Origin of the sequence: Streptomyces sp. CB02414 (genome assembly GCF_001905385.1) — a bacterium.
GTDB lineage: Bacteria > Actinomycetota > Actinomycetes > Streptomycetales > Streptomycetaceae > Streptomyces.
The window spans coordinates 420,727-438,497 of record NZ_LIPF01000003.1; the positions used below are offsets into that span (position 1 = coordinate 420,727).

Genomic DNA, 17,771 nt, shown 5'->3' on the forward strand with positions numbered 1-17,771 from the left:
GTCTTGTGTCCGAGGCGCTCGATCTCGCCGGCGAGGCCGGGAAGCTGGACGCCGCCGACGGGCTGGCCGCGGTGCGCGAGCGGTTCGTCCTCGACGACGTGACGTACCTGGACGGCAACTCGCTGGGCGCCCTGCCCGCGCACGTTCCCGACCGCGTGGCGGACGTCGTGCGCCGCCAGTGGGGCGAACTGCGCATCCGGTCCTGGGAGGAGAGCGGCTGGTGGACCGCGCCCGAGCGGATCGGCGACCGCATCGCCCCGCTGGTGGGGGCGGCGGCCGGGCAGGTCGTGGTGGGCGACTCCACGAGCGTGAACGTCTTCAAGGCCCTGGTGGCGGCGGTGCGGATGGCGGCGCAGGACGGAGCGGACGGAGCGGACGGTCCCGCGCGGGACGAGATCCTCGTGGACGCCACCACCTTCCCCACGGACGGGTACATCGCCGAGTCCGCCGCCCGGATGACGGGGTGCACCCTGCGCCCGGTCGCCCCGGCCGAGGTGCCCTCGGCGCTGGGGGACCGTACGGCCGCCGTGCTCCTCAACCACGTCGACTACCGCACCGGCCGCCTGCACGACCTGCCCGCGCTCACGGCCGCCGTGCACGCGGCGGGCGCGTACGCCGTCTGGGACCTGTGCCACAGCGCGGGCGCGCTGCCGGTCGGGCTCGACGAGCACGGCGTGGACCTGGCGGTCGGCTGCACCTACAAGTACCTCAACGGCGGCCCCGGCTCGCCCGCCTACCTGTACGTGCGCCGGGACCTCCAGGCCCGTTTCGACTCCCCCCTGCCGGGCTGGAACTCGCACGCCGAGCCGTTCGGCATGCGGCCGGGGTACGAACCGGCCTCCGGTGCCCTGCGCGGCCGGGTCGGCACGCCGGACATCCTGTCCCTGCTCGCCCTGGAGGCGGCGCTGGACGTGTGGGACGAGGACGCGGTGTCCGTGGCGGCGGTGCGGGCCAAGTCCCTGGCGCTGACGGACTTCTTCCTGCGCTGCGTCGGGGAGTACGTGCCGGACGGCCGGGTGGAGTCCGTGACGCCCGCGGCGCACGCCGAGCGGGGCAGCCAGGTCGCGCTGCGCTGCGAGGACGCCGGTGACGTGATGAAGCGGCTGATCGAGCGCGGGGTGGTCGGGGACTTCCGGGCCCCGGACGTCCTGCGGTTCGGCTTCACGCCGTTGTACGTCGGGTTCGCGGACGTGGAGCGGGCGGCGCGGGTGCTGGCCCGGGCGCTGGACGCTGCGGGCTGAGTGGGCTGAGGAACCGGTGGCGGGCTCCGGCGCGTGCACGCGGGTATGGACGATGTGGATCACCGGACCCGTGGCTGCGCCGGATGCCTGGCCGCGAGCGTCGTCGGCGTGCTGACGGCGCTGTTCGCCTGGGCGCCCAACGCACGCGTCAGTGTGACCGGCGGCTTCGAGCAGCAGCACCGCGATCTGAGTGTGCTGTACGTCGACCTGCCGCTCGTCGCGTTCGGCGGCGCGCTCGTGCCGGCCGTCGCGTGGCTGCTGGGTCTGCGTCTGCTGGGCGGCCGGGCGTGGGCCGCGGCGCTGGTGGCGGTGGCCGCGCTCGGGCTGGGGGTGTGGGGGCTGACGGCCTGGTGGACGCCGTACGAGCGGCCCGAGTTCATGGGGTAGGGCGCCTGCTGAACCGTTTGCTCCTCCCCATTGCCCTCACCCTGCGTGACATCCCCGTGTTCGCGCACGTCACCGGCCTGATACCGTCCCGCCAACGGCCGAATCCCCACTCCCGGTCCGCCAACACCGTGTCGTCGCTGAGAGGTTGCAGCATGCCGGACGCCGCCGCAGAACCGGGCACCTCGGCCGGGCGGGCCGCCGCGGAGGAGAAATCGGCCCTGTCCCGTCCGGCGGTCGACCCGGACAGCACCGCGGCGTACGGCGACCAGCCCGACCAGGTGATCGACTTCTACGCACCGCGGGGCGCCGGAGGGGCGGGCGGCCCGTCCCCCGTTGTCGTGGTGCTGCACGGAGGCTCGTGGCGGGCGCCGTACGACCGCCGCCATGTCAGCCCGTTCGCGGACTTCCTGGCCCACAGGGGATTCGCCGTGGCCAGTGTGGAGTACCGGCGCGGTGCTGAGGGGGAAGCCGGTGGCGGGGGCGTGGGCGACGGTCCGGTCGCCGGGCGTTGGCCCGACACCTTCGACGACGTGGCCGCCGCGCTCGACGCGCTGCCCGCGCTGGTACGGCAGCACCTCCCCGGGGCCGATCCGCGCCGTATGGCGCTCACCGGCCACTCCGCCGGGGGCCACCTCGCGCTGTGGGCGGCGGCCCGGCACCTGCTGCCCGCCGACGCGCCCTGGCGGCTTGACCGTCCGGCGCCCCTGCGCGGTGTGGTCGCCCTCGCGCCGATCGCCGACTTCGGGGTCGCCGGGAAGATGAACGTGTGCGGGGGCGCTGCCCTTCAACTCCTCGGCGGGGAGAGGTTCTTCGAGGAGCGACGGCCCTTTGCCGACCCCTCCCTGCTGCTGCCCACCGGTATCGCGACGACCCTCGTGCAGGGACGCGCCGACGTGGACGTGCCGCAGGCGGTCGCGGAGGCGTACGCCGACGCGGCGGCGAAGGCGGGGGAGGTGGTGGGCGTGACGCTGCTGGAGGACGTCGGCCACTTCCCGCTGATCGATCCGGCGGCGGACGCGTGCGCGGTGGTGGCGGAGGAGATCGCGCAGCTGGCCTGGTGAGTTCGGGACCCGGGGATCGGGGCTCTGGGCTATGAGCTCGCGGCCGGGGCATACCCGTAGTACCTGAGAGCTACGCGGCAGGTGAGCTCCGGAGCGGGACGCAGGTTACCCGGCTCGATCCATAACTTCCCTTTCAGACAAGCCCGATGGGCGGGCGAGCTGGAGGGGAGAGGCCATGGGGCCCGGGACGACGGTACGTTGGCGGCGGCGCGCGAGCAGATGGCGCCGTACCGTCCTCGCCGCGCTCATCTGCACTGCCGTGGTCCTCCCGCTCTCCGGCGCCGCACAGCCAGAGGTCCCCGCCCCGCCGCCCGCCGAGCTCGCGGCCCCGACGGCCGGCACGCTGGAGGAGGCGTACGCCGCCAACCGGGCCAACGCCGCCGAGGCGTCCCGGATGGCCGCCGCCCACGGCGACCGTCACCGCGCGGCGGCGGACCGCGCGATGGCCGACCCGTCCCGGCAACTGCTCGCCTTCGACGGCCGGGGCGCCGGCCTGGCCACAGAGGTCTTCGGCGACCTCGCCCACGCCGACCGCGTCGCCGTCCTCGTGCCGGGCTCCGACACCAGCCTCGACACCTACGGCAGGTTCCGCGCCGCCGCCCTCGCCCTGCACCGGCAGCTCGCCGCGAGAGCTCCCGAGGGCACAGCGACGACCGTCGTGGCCTGGCTGGGCTACGAGACGCCGGGCACCGTCAGCACCGCGGTCGCCACCACCGACCGCGCCGAACGGGCCGCTCCGGAACTGCGCGCCCTCGTCGACGACCTGCGTGACATCACCGGACCGGGCACCTCCCTCGCCCTCCTCTGCCACTCCTACGGCTCGGTCGTCTGCGCCCGGGCGGCGGACGGCCTGGACGTGACCGACATCGCCCTGCTCGGCAGCCCCGGCACCGGCGCCGACTCGGCCGCCGGGCTGCACACCAGGGCACGGGTCTGGGCGGCGCGGGGCGCCGACGACTGGGTGGAGCACGTCCCGCACCTCAGCGCCGACCTCTTCGGCACCACCGTCGGCTTCGGCACCGACCCGGTCTCCCCGGACTTCGGCGCCCGGGTCTTCGCGGCCGGCGACGGCGGCCACAGCGACTACTTCGAACCCGGCTCCCTCTCCTTGACGAACCTGGCCCGGATCGCCCTGGGCGAGACCACGGAGGTGACTCATGACTGACCCGCGCGTCCTGCGGACTCTGCGCCGCACCGCCGAGCACACCGCCGAGCGCGTCGACGCCGCCACGCCCGTGGATCGGGACCGCGCCGTGGACGCCCTGCGCGCCTTCGCCATCCTCGGTGTGGTCCTCGGGCACTGGCTGGTCACGGCCCTGGTCGCCGACGGCGCGAGCCTGCGCGCGGCCAGCCCGCTGGCGGAGATGCCCTGGCTCGCCCCGGTCTCCTGGGCCTTCCAGACCCTCGCCGTGTTCTTCCTGGTCGGCGGCCACGTCGCCACCCGGGGGTACGAGTCGGCCCGCACCCGGGGCGTTTCCTACCGCCGCTGGCTGTCCGCCCGGCTGACCCGGCTGTTCCGCCCGGTCGCGGCCGTCCTCACCCTGTGGACGGTGATCGCGGGACTGCTGCTCCTGACCGGCGCGGAGTTCGTGACCGTCCACACCCTGGTGAAACTGGCCCTGTCCCCGCTGTGGTTCCTCCTGGTCTTCGCCGCGCTGACCGCGGCGACCCCACTCCTCACCCGGCTGCACCCGCTGTGGCCGCTGGTCGTCGTCCTCCACGTCGACCTGCTCCGCTTCGGGCTCGGCGCCCCTGCCTGGCTCGGCTGGATCAACCTCGCCGCCGGCTGGCTGGTCCCCTACACCCTGGACGCCGCCTGGACCCGCGGCGAACTGGACCGTCGCCGCGCGGGCTGGATGCTGCTCACCGGCGGTACGGCGGCGACCGCGGCGCTCGTCGCCTGGGCGGGCTACCCGGCCTCGATGGTCGGCGTCCCCGGCGCGGAGGTGTCGAACCTGAATCCGCCGACGCTGGCCGCCGTCACCTTCGGCCTGGCCCAGTGCGGCCTGGCGCTGCTGCTGCGCGAGAGACTGCGGCGCACGATGCGGCGGCCCGTGGTGTGGGCGGCGGTCGCGCTGGTCAACCTCTCCGCGATGACGATCTTCCTCTGGCACCAGACGGCGCTGATGGCGACCACGGCCACCGGCCTCCTCGCCGGCCGCCTGCCCGGCCTCCACACACTCCCCGACGGGCTGGACTGGGTCGCCGCGCGGCTCATGTGGCTCCCGGTGTTCACGCTGGCCCTGGCGGGCTGCTGGGCCGCCTTCCGATCCTGCGAGCACGGACCCGGGCGCCGCGGCCGGGTGGTCCGCGCGCACCGTCCATCGGGACGGGCACGGGTGTCGGGGGCGCGTCATGTCTAGGGTGGACCAGGTGAAACGACGGGGGAATGGGCCGCGGGGCGCGGGCCGGGTCGAGCGCCTGCTGAAGGTGCTGCACGACGACCTGTGGACGTGGCGGGCGGACCCGCTGCCGCCGTCGGTGTGGCTGCGGTGGCTGCCCCACGGGATCGTCTGTCTGGCGGCGGTCGGGGTGCTGCTCGGTGATGCCGCCCAGCTCAACGACCACAGCAAACTGAGCCCGGAGTTCGCCTTCCTGATCGCGCTCGGGCAGGCCACCGCGATGGTTCTCGCGCTGTGGCGGCCGGTCCCGGCCTGGTGGCTGTCGCTGGCGGCCACGGTGGTCGCGGCCTCCGCCGTGCTCATGCAGCGCGAGGCCTTCAAATTCATGTGGCCGTGGACCTCCGCGGGGCTGATCGCGCACATGTTCGTCCTGCTGCTGCTCGCCCTGCGGGTGCGCACGCGCGTCGCGGTGGAGGTCCTGGCCCTGAGCGCGCTGGCCACCTACGTCCTGCAAGGACTGATCGGCGCGCGTGACTACCAGCCCACCGGCCAGCTCGCGGTCGTCCTGTTCGCCGTCGTCGTCGTGCTCGGCATCGCCCTGAGAGGCCGCCGCGAGGCCCGCGCGGAGCTGGTGCAGCAGACCTCCCTCACCGCCGAGGAGAGAGCCCGCCGCACCCTGCTGGAGGAACGCAGCCGCATCGCGCGCGAGCTGCACGACGTGGTCGCCCACCACATGTCCGTGATCTCCATCCAGGCCCAGGTCGCCCCCCACCTCGTCGAGAACCCTCCGGACGAGCTGAAGGAGAACCTCGCGGGCATCCGGGAGAACGCGCTGGAGGCCCTCACCGAGCTGCGCCGGGTGCTGGGCGTCCTGCGGTCCGAGCACCCCGACACGGGCGAACCGCTCGACGCACCCGACGCATCAGGCGAGCCCGGTACGGGCACGGCCCCGCACGCCCCGCAGCCCACCCTCGACCGGATCGACGCCCTGGTGGAGAACACCCGGGCGGCGGGGCTGACCGTGGCCGTCGAGATCAGCGGCGCCCGGCGGCCGCTGCCGCCGGGAGTGGAGCTGTCGGCGTACCGGATCGTGCAGGAGGCCCTGAGCAACGTGCTGCGGCACGCGCCGGGCGCCCGCGCCTGGGTCCACCTCACCCACCTGCCGACCGGCGTGCGGGTGGAGGTCGTCAACTCGCCGCCGGTGCGCAGGCCGCCGCCCTCGCAGGGCGCGGGCCACGGACTGCTCGGCATGCGGGAACGGGTCGCGATGCTCGGCGGCACCCTGACGGCGCACTCACTGCCGGACGGCGGCTACCAGGTGTCCGCCTTCCTGCCCGCCGACGGCACCGATCAGCCACCCCCCGACGACCCGAACATCAGCTACTACCCCGAGGACGGCAGCGCATGACGAGTGGGAGCGGCACCCCCGGCGTGATCCGCGTGGTGATCGCCGACGACCAGCAGATGGTCCGGCAGGGATTCACCGTGCTACTCAACACCCAGGCCGACATCGAGGTGATCGGGCAGGCGGTGGACGGGCTGGACGCCGTGTCCAAGGTCGCCGAACTCGTCCCGGACGTGGTCCTGATGGACATCCGCATGCCGGAGCTGGGCGGCATCGAGGCCACCCGTCGCGTCGTCGGGGCGAACCCGGACATCAGGGTGCTGGTGCTGACCACCTTCGACCTCGACGAGTACGTGTACGAGGCGCTGGTCGCGGGCGCCTCCGGGTTCCTGCTCAAGGACGCCTCCGCCGACCAGCTCGCCGAGGCGGTCCGGGTGGTGGCGGCCGGGGACGCGCTGCTCGCGCCGGGGGTCACGCGCCGGCTGATCACCGAGTTCTCCCGGATGCGTGACAGACCGCGCGCCCCGCTGAAGGAACGCGTCGGCGACCTCACCGAGCGGGAGACGGAGGTGCTCGCCCTGATCGCCCAGGGGCTGTCGAACGCGGAGATCGCCCAGCGGCTGGTGGTCGCCGAGCAGACGGTGAAGACCCACGTGGGCAGGATTCTGGTGAAGCTCGGCCTCAGGGACCGCACCCAGGCGGCGGTCTTCGCGTACGAGACGGGCCTGGTACGCCCCTCTGGGTACTGAGGAGCGCAGGCGTCGTGGCCCGCGTAGTACCTGAGACGGATACCGAAGGACCCCTCTCACTGGTGACGACCGCCCTCACCCGGTCGGCCTACGGTGTGAGCGTGACCGAGACGACTCACCCGCAGCACGGGGCCGGGACGACCCGCAGCCCGGAGTACCGGCTGTTCCGGAATGCCCTGCGGGGACTGCGCCAAGACCTGTTCCACGATCCCTTCGCCTACCGGCCGCTGCCGCCCCGGCGCACGGACGGCCCGTTCGTCCGCATGCTGCCCGGCCGGCTGCGGCAGCCCGCGCAGCACCTCCCGCACGCGGTGGTGGGTGCGACCGCGCTGCTCGCCCTGGCCGTCGGCTCGGTGTCGGGCGGTCTGCCCGGCGGTGACGCACCGGCCCTGCTGTCCGGAATCCTGTGCGCCCTCCCGGTGCTCGCCACGCTGGTCCGGCCCATCGGCGCCTTCTGGCTGTCCCTGGCGGTGACCCCGCTGGTCGCGCTCATCAACGGCGACGGTCTGGACTGGCCGTGGATGCCCGGCGCGTTCGTCTGCCACCTCGCGGTGCTGATCGTCGTGGCGCTGCGCACCCGCCCCCGCACCGCTGTCTGGATGTGGGCCCTGACCTGCGTGTACGGCTTCCTCTCGGACGTCGCCTTCGGCGGGTCGTACTACTACACGAACAGCGGGCCCATGATGGTGACGTCCGCGTTCGCCCTGCTCGTGGTCTGTCTCTGGCACGTCCGGCAGACCGCCCGACAGCAGGTGACCGCCCAGCAGACGGTCACCGCGCACGAGCGGTCCCGGCGCACCCTGCTGGAGGAGCGCACCAACATCGCGCGCGAGCTGCACGACGTGGTCGCCCACCACATGTCGGTCGTGGCCATCCAGGCCGAGGCCGCGCCGTACCGGGTGGAGAATCCACCGCCGGAGCTGGAGCGGGCCTTCGCCACCATCCGGGAGAACGCGGTCGCCGCCCTCACCGAGCTGCGCCGCGTCCTGGGCGTCGTCCGCGCCGAGGACTACGAGGCCCCGGACGCCCCGCAGCCCACGCTCGCCGACCTCGACGCCCTGCTCGCCAACGTCCGCGACGCGGGCCTGAGCGTGGACAAGGCGGTGACCGGCGCGGTGCGCGAGCTGCCGCCGGGCGTGGAGCTGTCGGCGTACCGGATCGTGCAGGAGGCGCTGAGCAACAGCCTGCGGCACGCGCCCGGTGCTACCGCCCGCGTGGAGGTCTCCTATGTGCTGGGCGGTCTCGGCCTGAGAATCGTCAACGGGCCGATGCCCGAACCGTCCCTGGTGAAGCCCTCACCGGGTGCCGGGCACGGCATCACCGGCATGCGGGAGCGGGTGACCATGCTGAACGGCGAGATGACGGCCGGCCTCACCGACGACGGGGGCTACGAGGTGGCGGTGTTCCTGCCGGTCACCGCGCCGAACGAAGGTGACGCATGACCGGCAGCACGATCCGCGTACTGATCGCCGACGACCAGATGATGGTCCGCGAGGGTTTCTCGGTCCTGCTCAACGCGATGCCGGACATCGAGGTCGTCGGCGAGGCGGTCAACGGGCGGGAGGCGGTCGCCAAGGTGCGCGAGCTCGCCCCCGACGTCGTCCTGATGGACATCCGCATGCCGGAGCTGAACGGCATCGAGGCGACGCGCGAGATCGTCGCCGCCGACGGGGCGGCGAAGGTGCTCGTCCTGACCACCTTCGACCTCGACGAGTACGTGTACCAGGCGCTGCGCGCGGGCGCCTCCGGCTTCCTCCTCAAGGACGCCTCGGCCCGTCAGCTGGCCGACGGGGTCCGGGTGGTGGCCGCCGGTGAGGCCCTGCTCGCCCCCTCGATCACCAAGCGCCTGATCACCGAGTTCTCGAAGCTGTCCGACGGCCCGCGCCTGATGCCCCAGGCGCAGGCGGCCTACGGCGACCTGACCGAGCGGGAGACGGAGGTGCTGGTGCTGATCGCGCAGGGCCTGTCGAACGGGGAGATCGCCGAGCGCCTGGTGGTCGCCGAGTCGACGATCAAGACGCACGTCAGCCGGATCCTGGTGAAGCTGGGCCTGCGCGACCGTACGCAGGCGGCGGTGTTCGCGTACGAGGCGCGGCTGGTGACGCCGGGCTGAGGGGGAGGGGCCGGGTGGTCGGGCCGTCACCCAGCCCCCTGTTCAGCCTGGGTGCCACCGGCTAGCGTCCGTCCATGGCCGCCTTCGACCGCGACAGCTTCGACAGCTTCGACCCGTGGGACCCGGATTTCGTCGCCGACCCGTACCCCGGCTACGCCGAGCTGCGGGATCGGGGCCGCGTGCACTACTACGAGCCGACCGACCAGTGGCTGGTCCCGCACCACGCGGACGTCTCGGCGCTCCTGCGCGACCGCCGCCTCGGCCGGACCTACACACACCGGTACACGCACGAGGACTTCGGCCGCACCCCGCCGTCCCCGGAGCACGAGCCCTTCCACACCCTGAACGACCACGGAATGCTCGACCTGGAGCCGCCGGACCACACCCGCATCCGGCGTCTGGTGTCGAAGGCGTTCACGCCCCGCACGGTGGAGCGGCTGAAGCCGTACGTCCGCTCCCTCGCCGACGAACTGGTCGGCCGTCTCGTCGAGGCCGGCGGCGGCGACCTGCTGACCGACGTCGCCGAACCGCTCCCGGTCGCCGTGATCGCCGAGATGCTGGGCATCCCGGAGCCGGACCGCGCCCCGTTGCGCCCCTGGTCGGCGGACATCTGCGGAATGTACGAGCTGAACCCGTCCGAGGAGACGGCGGCCAGGGCGGTGCGCGCGTCGCTCGAGTTCTCCGAGTACCTGCGCACACTGATCGCGGCCCGCCGCGAGAAGCCCGGCGACGACCTGGTCTCCGGTCTGATCGCCGCCCATGACGAGGACGACGACCGCCTCACCGAGCAGGAGATGGTCTCCACCTGCGCCCTGCTCCTGAACGCCGGTCACGAGGCGACGGTGAACGCCACGGTCAACGGCTGGTGGGCGCTGTTCCGCAACCCGGCCCAGCTCGCCGCCCTCCGCGCGGACCACTCCCTGGTCCCGACCGCCGTGGAGGAGCTGATGCGCTACGACACCCCGCTCCAGCTCTTCGAACGCTGGGTGCTGGACGAGATCGAGATCGACGGGACGACGATCCCGAGGGGCGCGGAGGTGGCGATGCTCTTCGGCTCCGCCAACCACGACCCGGCGGTCTTCACCGCCCCGGACCGCCTCGACCTCGCCCGCCGGGACAACCCGCACATCTCCTTCAGCGCCGGCATCCACTACTGCATCGGCGCGCCGCTGGCCCGTATCGAGCTGGCCGCCTCCATGACCGCCCTGCTGGAGCACGCGCCGGCGCTCCGGCTCGCCGCCGAGCCGGAGCGCAAACCGAACTTCGTCATCCGGGGCCTGAAGGGGCTGCCCGTCGAGGTGTGAACCCGGCGGCGGGCCCTCGCCCCGCCTACTTCGTCTCCAGGTCCCGGCGCCGGAAACCCGCCAGTCCCAGCCACGCCAGACCGGCCGCGACGAGTGTCAGCACCAGCAGTGGCGTCCAGTTCATGTCCGCGGCGGGGAGCCGGGGGACGTGGCCGAAGGGGGAGAGGTTGTTCATCCAGACGGGGAACTGGAGGATCTGGCCGAGGTAGCCGACGACGAAGGCGTACACCGGCACGACCCAGGCCGCCGCGCTCGCCTTCGGGAACCAGCCGAACAGCACCGCCGCCACCCCGACCGTGACCCACAGGGCGGGCGCGTAGGCGAGGGCGGCACCGACCAGCCTCGGCACCAGGACACCGTCGCCGGCTGAAGCGGCGCCCGCGATGCCGAAGCCGAGCCCGGCCAGGAGCAGCACGAGCGTGCCGCCGACCGCCGCCACGGCCAGGTGGCTGCCGGCCCAGCGGCCGCGTGACAGTCCGGTGGCGAGCAGCGGCTCGGCGCGTCCCGCGCTCTCCTCGGCGCGGGTCCGCAGCGCGGCCATCACGGCGTACACCGCGGCGACCACGGCGACGACCACCATCACCATCGACGCGAAGGCCTCCGCCATGCCGGAGCCGCCGATGCGCTCCAGGGCCTCCTGGAGCTGGTCGATGTCCTTCAGCATGTCCTCGGCCTGACCGAGGATCGACCCGTACATCGCGCCCATCAGGAACAGGCCCGCGCCGAAGCCGGCGAGCATGCCGCGGTGCAGGCGCAGCGCGAAGCCGAGCGGGGTGCCGAGTGCGGCGGAGGCGACCGGGCTGCCCAGTTTCTCCGGCCGGATGCCCGCGCCCACGTCCCGCCGGGTGGAGAGCACGAACCCCGTCACCGCGCACGCCGCCGCCAGGGCGAGGCAGAGCAGCAGCGGCCACCAGTCGTCGTCGACGTAGACGTAGGTGCGCTGCACCCAGCCGATCGGGGAGAGCCAGGACAGGGCGCCGCTCTCGCCGCTGTCACCGGCGGCGCGCAGCACGTAGGCGGCGCCGATGACCGCGAGGGCCATGCCGGTGGCGCCGCGCGCGTGCGCGGTGAGCTGGACGGTGACCGCGGCGACGGCGGCGAAGACGAGACCGGCGGCGGCGTGGCAGGCGCCGTACAGCAGCGACCCGCCCGCGTCGATGCCCTCGATGCCGAGACCGGCCAGGCCGAGCGCCAGCAGCGCGGCGAGGACGAGGTTGGCGAGGGCCGCGACCCAGAGAGCGGCGGCGAGGTGGGCGTGCCGGCCGACGACCGTGGAGCGCAGCAGTTCGGCCCGGCCGGTCTCCTCCTCGGCGCGGGTGTGCCGGGTGACGGTCAGGACGCTCATCAGGCCGACGAGGACGGCCATGAAGCCGAGCATCTGGTGGCCGAGCATGGCGCCGGAGGTGTAGGCGTCGAGGTAGTGGCGCGGGCCCGACATGGCGAGACCGGCCGGGCTGCCCATGGTCTCGACGGCGTTCGCCCGGTCCTCGGGTGTGCCGTACAGCTCGGCGTAGCTGTTCGCGGTCGACAGGGTGCCCAGCAGCAGGGCCAGAATCCACACGGGGAGGCGGACGCGGTCGCGGCGCAGGGCGAAGCGGACGAGCGTGCCGGTGCCGGCCAGGGCCCCCGAGCCGCCCGCGGCGGGTCCGGAGCGCGCCGGGGACTCGGCGGTGGTGGTGGCGGTCGTGGAGCCGCTCATCGCATGGCTCCACGGACGTCGTTCGGCGGCAGGGCGTCGTCGTAGTGGCGGAGCATGAGCTCCTCCAGGGTCGGTGGGTGGCTGACCAGGCTGCGGATGCCGAACTCGGTGAGCTTGCGGACCGCGCCCTCGACCTCGCCGCCGTCGACGGCGAAGCGGACGCGGCCGTCGTCGGTCCGCAGGTCGTGGACGCCGGGCAGCGCTTCCAGGCCGGACGCGGGGCGCTCGGTCTCCGCCTCGATGGTGGTGCGGGTCAGGTGCCGCAGTTCTCCGAGGGTGCCGGACTGCACGATCCGCCCGAGCCGGATGATGCTGACCCGGTCGGCGAGCTTCTCCACCTGGGCCAGGATGTGGCTGGAGAGCAGGACGGTCTTGCCCGCGGCCTTGGCCTCGGTGATGACGTCCTGGAAGACGACCTCCATGAGCGGGTCCAGGCCGGCGGTCGGCTCGTCGAGGAGCAGCAGTTCGGCGTCGGAGGCGAGCGCGGCGACGATGGCGACCTTCTGCCGGTTGCCCTTGGAGTAGGCCCGGCCCTTCTTGGTCGGGTCCAGCCCGAACCGCTCGACGAGCTCGTCCCGGCGCCGCCGGTCCAGCCCGCCCCGCAGCCGCGCCAGCAGGTCGATGGCCTCGCCGCCGGTCAGGTTGGGCCACAGCTCGACGTCGCCGGGGACGTAGGCGAGGCGGCGGTGCAGTTCGACCGCCTGTGCCCACGGGTCCATGCCGAGGACCTGGGCGGCGCCGGCGTCGGCCCGCAGCAGGCCGAGCAGGACGCGGATGGTGGTGGACTTGCCGGCGCCGTTGGGGCCGAGGAAGCCGTGGACCTCACCGGCCTCGACGGCCAGGTCGAGACCGTCCAGCGCGCGTGTCCGGCCGAACGACTTGTGGAGTCCGGAGACGCTGATTGCCTTCGTCATGCTTCGGAAAGTACGCTACTTTCACAAATTTGTGAAGTTAAGAAAGCGTCAGGATGTGAGGGATGATCGAAGCATGAGGGAAGCCACGGAGCCGACGGAACGGGAGCGCGATCCGGAGGCGGTGTCGCAGTTCGTGGAGGGCTTCGCCGCCCAGCTCGTCGAGGCCGGGATGCAGCGCATGCCCGCCCGGGTCTTCGCCGCGCTGCTGTCCTCCGACGCGGGCGCGCTGACCTCGGCCGAACTCGGCGCCTGCCTCCAGGTCAGCCCCGCCGCGGTCTCCGGAGCCGTGCGCTACCTCGCCCAGCAGCACATGGTCTCGCGTGAGCGGGAGCCGGGCTCCCGCCGGGAGCGGTACCGGGTGCACAGCGATCAGTGGTACGAGGCGCTGACCAACCGCGAGGCGATCCTCAAGCGCTGGGAGGGCGCCCTGCGCGACGGCGTGACCAGCCTCGGCGCGGACACCCCGGCGGGCCGCCGCATGGCCGAGACGCTGGCCTTCTTCGAGTTCATCGACGCGGAGCTCGCCGAGATGATGGAGCGCTGGCGGGTGCACCGGGAGGAACGGTTCGGGCGGGCGTGATCGGTCCGCTACGCTGAGTTGCCGCTGGTTCGTGTCACGGGGAGGGCGCATCATGACAGTCATGGCAGAGCGACCGACGACAAACCGGACCGAGGTCAACAGCTTCGAGGATCTGCTGGACACCCTCGACGAGTTGGACGTGCCCGACGGCTACAAGGCCGAGATCATCAGGGGGAACATCATCGTGTCGCCGTGGTCCAAGGCGTACTACCTCGATGTCATGGAGCTGGTCTGTGAGCAGCTTCGGCCGTATCTCCCCGAGGAACACCGGATCAGCTTCGGTCCCTTCCTGTACGTCTTTCCGGGGGTGGAGCGCGCTTACGGACCCGACATCCACGTGTCGCGTCGAAGCGTCAGCCGAAGCACCAGCACCCACATGGACGGGGAAGCCCTCGCCTTCGTCGCCGAATTGACCTCCTCGTCCACCCGCGACGACGACCTGACCGACAAGGTCGAGATGTACGGACGGGCCGGCGTCCCCGTCTACCTGCTCCTCGACATGCAGGAAGAGCAGGCCACCGTCCTGTGGACGCCGTCCGCCAAGGGGTACGAGTCGCGCATCACCCGGCCGTTCGGCGAGAAGCTCCCCATCCCCGCTCCGCTCGACTGCCTGCTGGACACCGCCGGTTTCCAGGCCCCCTGACCCGCGCCCCTACCCCGCGGGCAGCGTCAGCCCCCAGGCTCCCTCCCGCACCACCCACGTCCGCGTCCGCACCGGCCCCGACACCACCGCGTCGGCCCGGTACCGGAAGTGCGCCCCCGACACGGTCACCGTCCGCCCCCGCGCCGTCAGCGGCGACGCCTGCGCGCCCCACGCCGGCGGCCGCACCTCCACCTCGGCCACCCCGCCGGTACCCGGCACCACCAAGACCCCCTCGACCGGCTGGTCCAGGTCCACCAGCGTCACCCCGTCGACCTCCACCCGCAGCCGGGAGGGACCGGCCGCCCCCGGAGCCGCCGCCCGCACCGGCCGCGAGGACGCCAGCGTCCGGACGAGGGACTGGCAGGTCCGCAGCCAGGGCCGCGCCGGCGCGGACGCCGGGCGCGACCCGCCCGGCCCGGCGTCGTCGTCCGGGTCCGTGAACGCCCCCTCGTCCTGGTCCCCGGCGACCGGCCCAATCCCCACCGCCCCCAGCACCACCCCGTCACTGTCGTCGACGAGCAGGTCCAGGCGCCGTTCCGCCCCGTCCAGCACCGCCCGCGCCGCCGCCACCGCGCCCGACGGCAGCCCCAGCGACCGGGTCAGGCCCAGCACCGGCCCCACCGGCACCACGGACAGTCCGCACGCCGCCAGCTCCCGGTGCCGGTGCAGCAGGGCCACGGCACGCAGCAGGGCCCGGTCGTCGCCGACCACCACCGGCCGTCGCGAGCCCCGCCGCCGCAGGGCCCGCGCGAACTCCTCCGGACCGTCCGGCAGACACACCTTCGTGCTCGACGCACCCGCGCTGAGCACGTCTTTCGCGATCCGGACGGACTCCCCGTCCGCCCGCCGGGCGACCGCATCGACGACCACCAGAAGCTGATCGGACCTCGCGGAAGAGTTCGCGGAAGAGCTCGCGGAAGTCGCCACCTCGGCCATGCCTCGCTTCCTCGGGTAGCATCTTTGTGCAAGAGCCCCTTGCGCTATTGCGCCAGGGGCTTCGTCTATTCCGGGGCATCCGGTCCGACGGTTGGCGGCCAACGACGGTCGCGGTGTACGTGGCGGAAATCCACCGCGTACGCCCTCGACCATGGACATGCCCCGCCCGGAAGGGGTGTACGCGCGTGCCCGCACTTGTGCTGCTCGGTGCTCAGTGGGGTGACGAAGGCAAGGGAAAGGCGACGGACCTGCTCGGTGGCTCCGTCGACTATGTGGTGCGCTACCAGGGCGGCAACAACGCCGGCCACACGGTAGTCGTGGGCGATCAGAAGTACGCCCTCCACCTGCTCCCTTCCGGGATTCTCTCCCCCGGCTGCACGCCGGTCATCGGTAACGGCGTCGTCGTCGACCCGTCGGTCCTGTTCTCCGAGCTGAGCGGGCTGAACGAGCGAGGCGTCGACACGTCCAAGCTCCTGATCAGCGGAAACGCGCACATCATCACGCCGTACAACGTGACCGTCGACAAGGTGACGGAACGCTTCCTCGGCAAGCGCAAGATCGGCACCACCGGGCGCGGCATCGGCCCGACGTACGCCGACAAGATCAACCGCGTCGGCATCCGCGTCCAGGACCTCTACGACGAGTCGATCCTCACCCAGAAGGTCGAAGCGGCGCTGGACGTCAAGAACCAGATGCTCACCAAGCTCTACAACCGCCGCGCCATCGCCACCGGCCAGGTCGTCGAGGAGCTGCTGGGCTACGCGGACAAGCTCGCGCCGTACGTCGCCGACACCGTCCTGGTCCTCAACCAGGCGCTGGAGGACGACAAGGTCGTCCTGTTCGAGGGCGGTCAGGGCACCCTCCTCGACATCGACCACGGCACGTACCCCTTCGTCACCTCGTCGAACCCGACCGCGGGCGGCGCCTGCACCGGCGCCGGCGTGGGACCGACGAAGATCAGCCGGGTCATCGGCATCCTCAAGGCGTACACGACCCGCGTCGGCGCCGGCCCGTTCCCGACCGAGCTGTTCGACGAGGACGGCGAGGCCCTGCGCCGCATCGGCGGCGAGCGCGGCGTCACCACCGGCCGCGACCGGCGCTGCGGCTGGTTCGACGCGGTGATCGCCCGCTACGCCACCCGCGTCAACGGCCTCACCGACTTCTTCCTCACCAAGCTCGACGTGCTCACCGGCTGGGAGCAGATCCCGGTCTGCGTGGCCTACGAGATCGACGGCAAGCGCGTCGAGGAGCTGCCGTACTCGCAGTCCGACTTCCACCACGCGAAGCCGGTCTACGAGATGCTGCCGGGCTGGAGCGAGGACATCAGCAAGGCGAAGTCCTTCTCCGAGCTGCCGAAGAACGCCCAGGCGTACGTCAAGGCGCTGGAGGAGATGTCCGGCGCCCCGATCTCCGCGATCGGCGTCGGCCCCGGCCGCGACGAGACGATCGAGATCAACTCGTTCCTGTAGGGGACCGAGGAGACAGGCCGGTGGCCGGGGACCCGTTCGGGGCCCCGGCCACCGGCGTACGGGCGCCGGATACGCTGGCCGGTGTCAGCGGCGGCCACACAGCGCGGAGCGGATCGGAACATGCGGAAGCCCACCACCCGGATGGGGAAGCCCAGCACCCGGACGTGGATCTGGCTGGCCGTCGCGGTCGTCGCCGTCACCGGCGGGCTCCTCTACGTCGACAGCCACCGCGTCTCCGCCGCTCCGCACGCGGACGACGCCAAGTGCGGCAAGGTGGTCGACCGCCTCCCCGACGACATACCCGGCGCCTCGCGCGACTGGGCTCTCGGCGACGGCGTCGCCTCCTGGGGCGGCCAGAAGGCGGTGTTCCGCTGCGGCGCCGAGGAGCTGCCGCCCAACATCAACCTCTGCGTCACGGCCGACGGCGTCGACTGGGTGCTGGACGAGAAGCGGCTCAAGAGCGACGGCGTGAGCGTGCTGCGGACCTACGGCCGCTCCCCGGCCGTCGAGCTCACCTACACCGGGCCGCGCGAGGAGGTGGGCGGCGTCCTCGCCGCGCTGGACCCCGCCGTGAAGTGGATCTCGCAGGAGCGCAAGTGCGTCGGCCTCCAGGACGCCGAGATCGCCCCGTAGCCGGCCGCGCCGCGACCGTTCGGCCCACTTCCCCGGGCGCCGGCCCGGTGCGTGGTGTCGGATCGTCGGCATGACCGACCGTGACCGCCGTGACCGCGCCGCTTCCTGCCGGGGCCCGTACGGTGGCGAGGGCGACCCGGGCGTCCCGGACGGCTGCGGCGACCCGGCCCGCTTCGAGGTCGCCCGGCACCTCAGGACGCCGCTGCGGGTGTGCCCCGTACACCTGGGGCCGTCGCTGCTGCTGGCGGACGGGGTGCTGTGGCCGCCGGAGATCCGTCTGATCCGCTGAGGGCGCCGGGGTCCCGGTGATTCACTTGGGGACAGACCCCGAGGACGCGGAGGGAAGCCGTACGGT

Annotated in this window: 18 protein-coding genes; 15 read left to right on the top strand and 3 right to left on the bottom strand. The window is 72.9% G+C overall.

The genetic code is table 11. The annotated features are described in order from the left end of the window. Positions 1 to 5: 5 nt before the first annotated feature. The 10 genes from kynU to AMK11_RS12990 all read left to right on the top strand — a co-directional run bounded on the left by kynU (position 6) and on the right by AMK11_RS12990 (position 10,542). On the top strand, positions 6 to 1,241 hold the full coding sequence (gene kynU / locus AMK11_RS12945; protein WP_073726426.1) for a kynureninase: 1,236 nt from the start codon (positions 6 to 8) through the stop codon (positions 1,239 to 1,241). A 45-nt stretch (positions 1,242 to 1,286) separates the two neighbouring features. Further along, on the top strand, positions 1,287 to 1,628 hold the full coding sequence (locus tag AMK11_RS12950) for a hypothetical protein (protein WP_073726428.1): 342 nt from the start codon (positions 1,287 to 1,289) through the stop codon (positions 1,626 to 1,628). A gap of 152 nt (positions 1,629 to 1,780) precedes the next feature. Further along, positions 1,781 to 2,689: an alpha/beta hydrolase gene (locus AMK11_RS12955; RefSeq protein ID WP_073726430.1), complete on the top strand. Its 909-nt coding sequence runs from the start codon at positions 1,781 to 1,783 to the stop codon at positions 2,687 to 2,689. Positions 2,690 to 2,864: 175 nt separating this feature from the next. Beyond that, on the top strand, positions 2,865 to 3,854 hold the full coding sequence (locus AMK11_RS12960; protein WP_073726432.1) for an alpha/beta hydrolase: 990 nt from the start codon (positions 2,865 to 2,867) through the stop codon (positions 3,852 to 3,854). Continuing rightward, a complete protein-coding gene (locus AMK11_RS12965; RefSeq protein ID WP_073726434.1) occupies positions 3,847 to 5,052 on the top strand; it encodes an acyltransferase family protein in 1,206 nt (401 codons plus the stop codon). The genes AMK11_RS12960 and AMK11_RS12965 overlap by 8 nt, the downstream gene beginning before the upstream one ends. After that, entirely contained in the window at positions 5,045 to 6,439 is a 1,395-nt protein-coding gene (locus AMK11_RS12970) for a sensor histidine kinase (RefSeq protein ID WP_073726435.1), read from the top strand. Before AMK11_RS12965 ends, AMK11_RS12970 begins: the two co-directional genes overlap by 8 nt. Then, on the top strand, positions 6,436 to 7,125 hold the full coding sequence (locus tag AMK11_RS12975) for a response regulator (protein WP_073726437.1): 690 nt from the start codon (positions 6,436 to 6,438) through the stop codon (positions 7,123 to 7,125). The genes AMK11_RS12970 and AMK11_RS12975 overlap by 4 nt, the downstream gene beginning before the upstream one ends. A 14-nt stretch (positions 7,126 to 7,139) precedes the next feature. Next, positions 7,140 to 8,567 carry a sensor histidine kinase gene (locus AMK11_RS12980; RefSeq protein WP_073726439.1) on the top strand — a complete coding sequence of 476 codons (1,428 nt, stop codon included), beginning with the start codon at positions 7,140 to 7,142 and terminating at the stop codon, positions 8,565 to 8,567. Then, on the top strand, positions 8,564 to 9,238 hold the full coding sequence (locus AMK11_RS12985) for a response regulator (protein ID WP_073726441.1): 675 nt from the start codon (positions 8,564 to 8,566) through the stop codon (positions 9,236 to 9,238). The genes AMK11_RS12980 and AMK11_RS12985 overlap by 4 nt, the downstream gene beginning before the upstream one ends. Before the next feature lie 74 nt (positions 9,239 to 9,312). After that, entirely contained in the window at positions 9,313 to 10,542 is a 1,230-nt protein-coding gene (locus tag AMK11_RS12990; RefSeq protein WP_073726443.1) for a cytochrome P450, read from the top strand. Positions 10,543 to 10,567: 25 nt separating this feature from the next. Here the strand turns inward: AMK11_RS12990 and AMK11_RS12995 are convergent, their stop codons facing one another. Together AMK11_RS12995 and AMK11_RS13000 are read right to left on the bottom strand one after the other, a co-directional pair. After that, positions 10,568 to 12,241: an ABC transporter permease gene (locus AMK11_RS12995; RefSeq protein ID WP_073726445.1), complete on the bottom strand. Its 1,674-nt coding sequence runs from the start codon at positions 12,239 to 12,241 to the stop codon at positions 10,568 to 10,570. Continuing rightward, on the bottom strand, positions 12,238 to 13,155 hold the full coding sequence (locus AMK11_RS13000; protein ID WP_073726447.1) for an ABC transporter ATP-binding protein: 918 nt from the start codon (positions 13,153 to 13,155) through the stop codon (positions 12,238 to 12,240). The genes AMK11_RS12995 and AMK11_RS13000 overlap by 4 nt, the downstream gene beginning before the upstream one ends. Before the next feature lie 73 nt (positions 13,156 to 13,228). Here AMK11_RS13000 and AMK11_RS13005 point away from each other — a divergent pair, with 73 nt between their 5' ends. Both AMK11_RS13005 and AMK11_RS13010 read left to right on the top strand, forming a co-directional pair. Continuing rightward, positions 13,229 to 13,735, top strand: coding sequence for a GbsR/MarR family transcriptional regulator (locus AMK11_RS13005; protein WP_198941346.1), 507 nt, complete (start codon positions 13,229 to 13,231; stop codon positions 13,733 to 13,735). A gap of 52 nt (positions 13,736 to 13,787) precedes the next feature. Next, positions 13,788 to 14,378: a Uma2 family endonuclease gene (locus AMK11_RS13010; RefSeq protein ID WP_073726449.1), complete on the top strand. Its 591-nt coding sequence runs from the start codon at positions 13,788 to 13,790 to the stop codon at positions 14,376 to 14,378. A 9-nt stretch (positions 14,379 to 14,387) separates the two neighbouring features. Here AMK11_RS13010 and AMK11_RS13015 read toward each other — a convergent pair whose 3' ends face one another. Continuing rightward, entirely contained in the window at positions 14,388 to 15,314 is a 927-nt protein-coding gene (locus AMK11_RS13015) for a diacylglycerol kinase (RefSeq protein ID WP_073726451.1), read from the bottom strand. Positions 15,315 to 15,499: 185 nt separating this feature from the next. Between AMK11_RS13015 and AMK11_RS13020 the strand changes: the two genes are divergently transcribed. From AMK11_RS13020 to AMK11_RS13030, 3 genes are all read left to right on the top strand, one after another. Next, entirely contained in the window at positions 15,500 to 16,783 is a 1,284-nt protein-coding gene (locus AMK11_RS13020) for an adenylosuccinate synthase (protein ID WP_073726453.1), read from the top strand. 141 nt (positions 16,784 to 16,924) lie between these two features. Continuing rightward, positions 16,925 to 17,416, top strand: coding sequence for a DUF3515 family protein (locus tag AMK11_RS13025; protein ID WP_073726828.1), 492 nt, complete (start codon positions 16,925 to 16,927; stop codon positions 17,414 to 17,416). A gap of 70 nt (positions 17,417 to 17,486) precedes the next feature. After that, positions 17,487 to 17,705 (top strand): hypothetical protein, encoded by a 219-nt coding sequence (locus AMK11_RS13030; protein WP_073726455.1) that lies wholly within the window; start codon positions 17,487 to 17,489, stop codon positions 17,703 to 17,705. Positions 17,706 to 17,771: the final 66 nt, after the last annotated feature.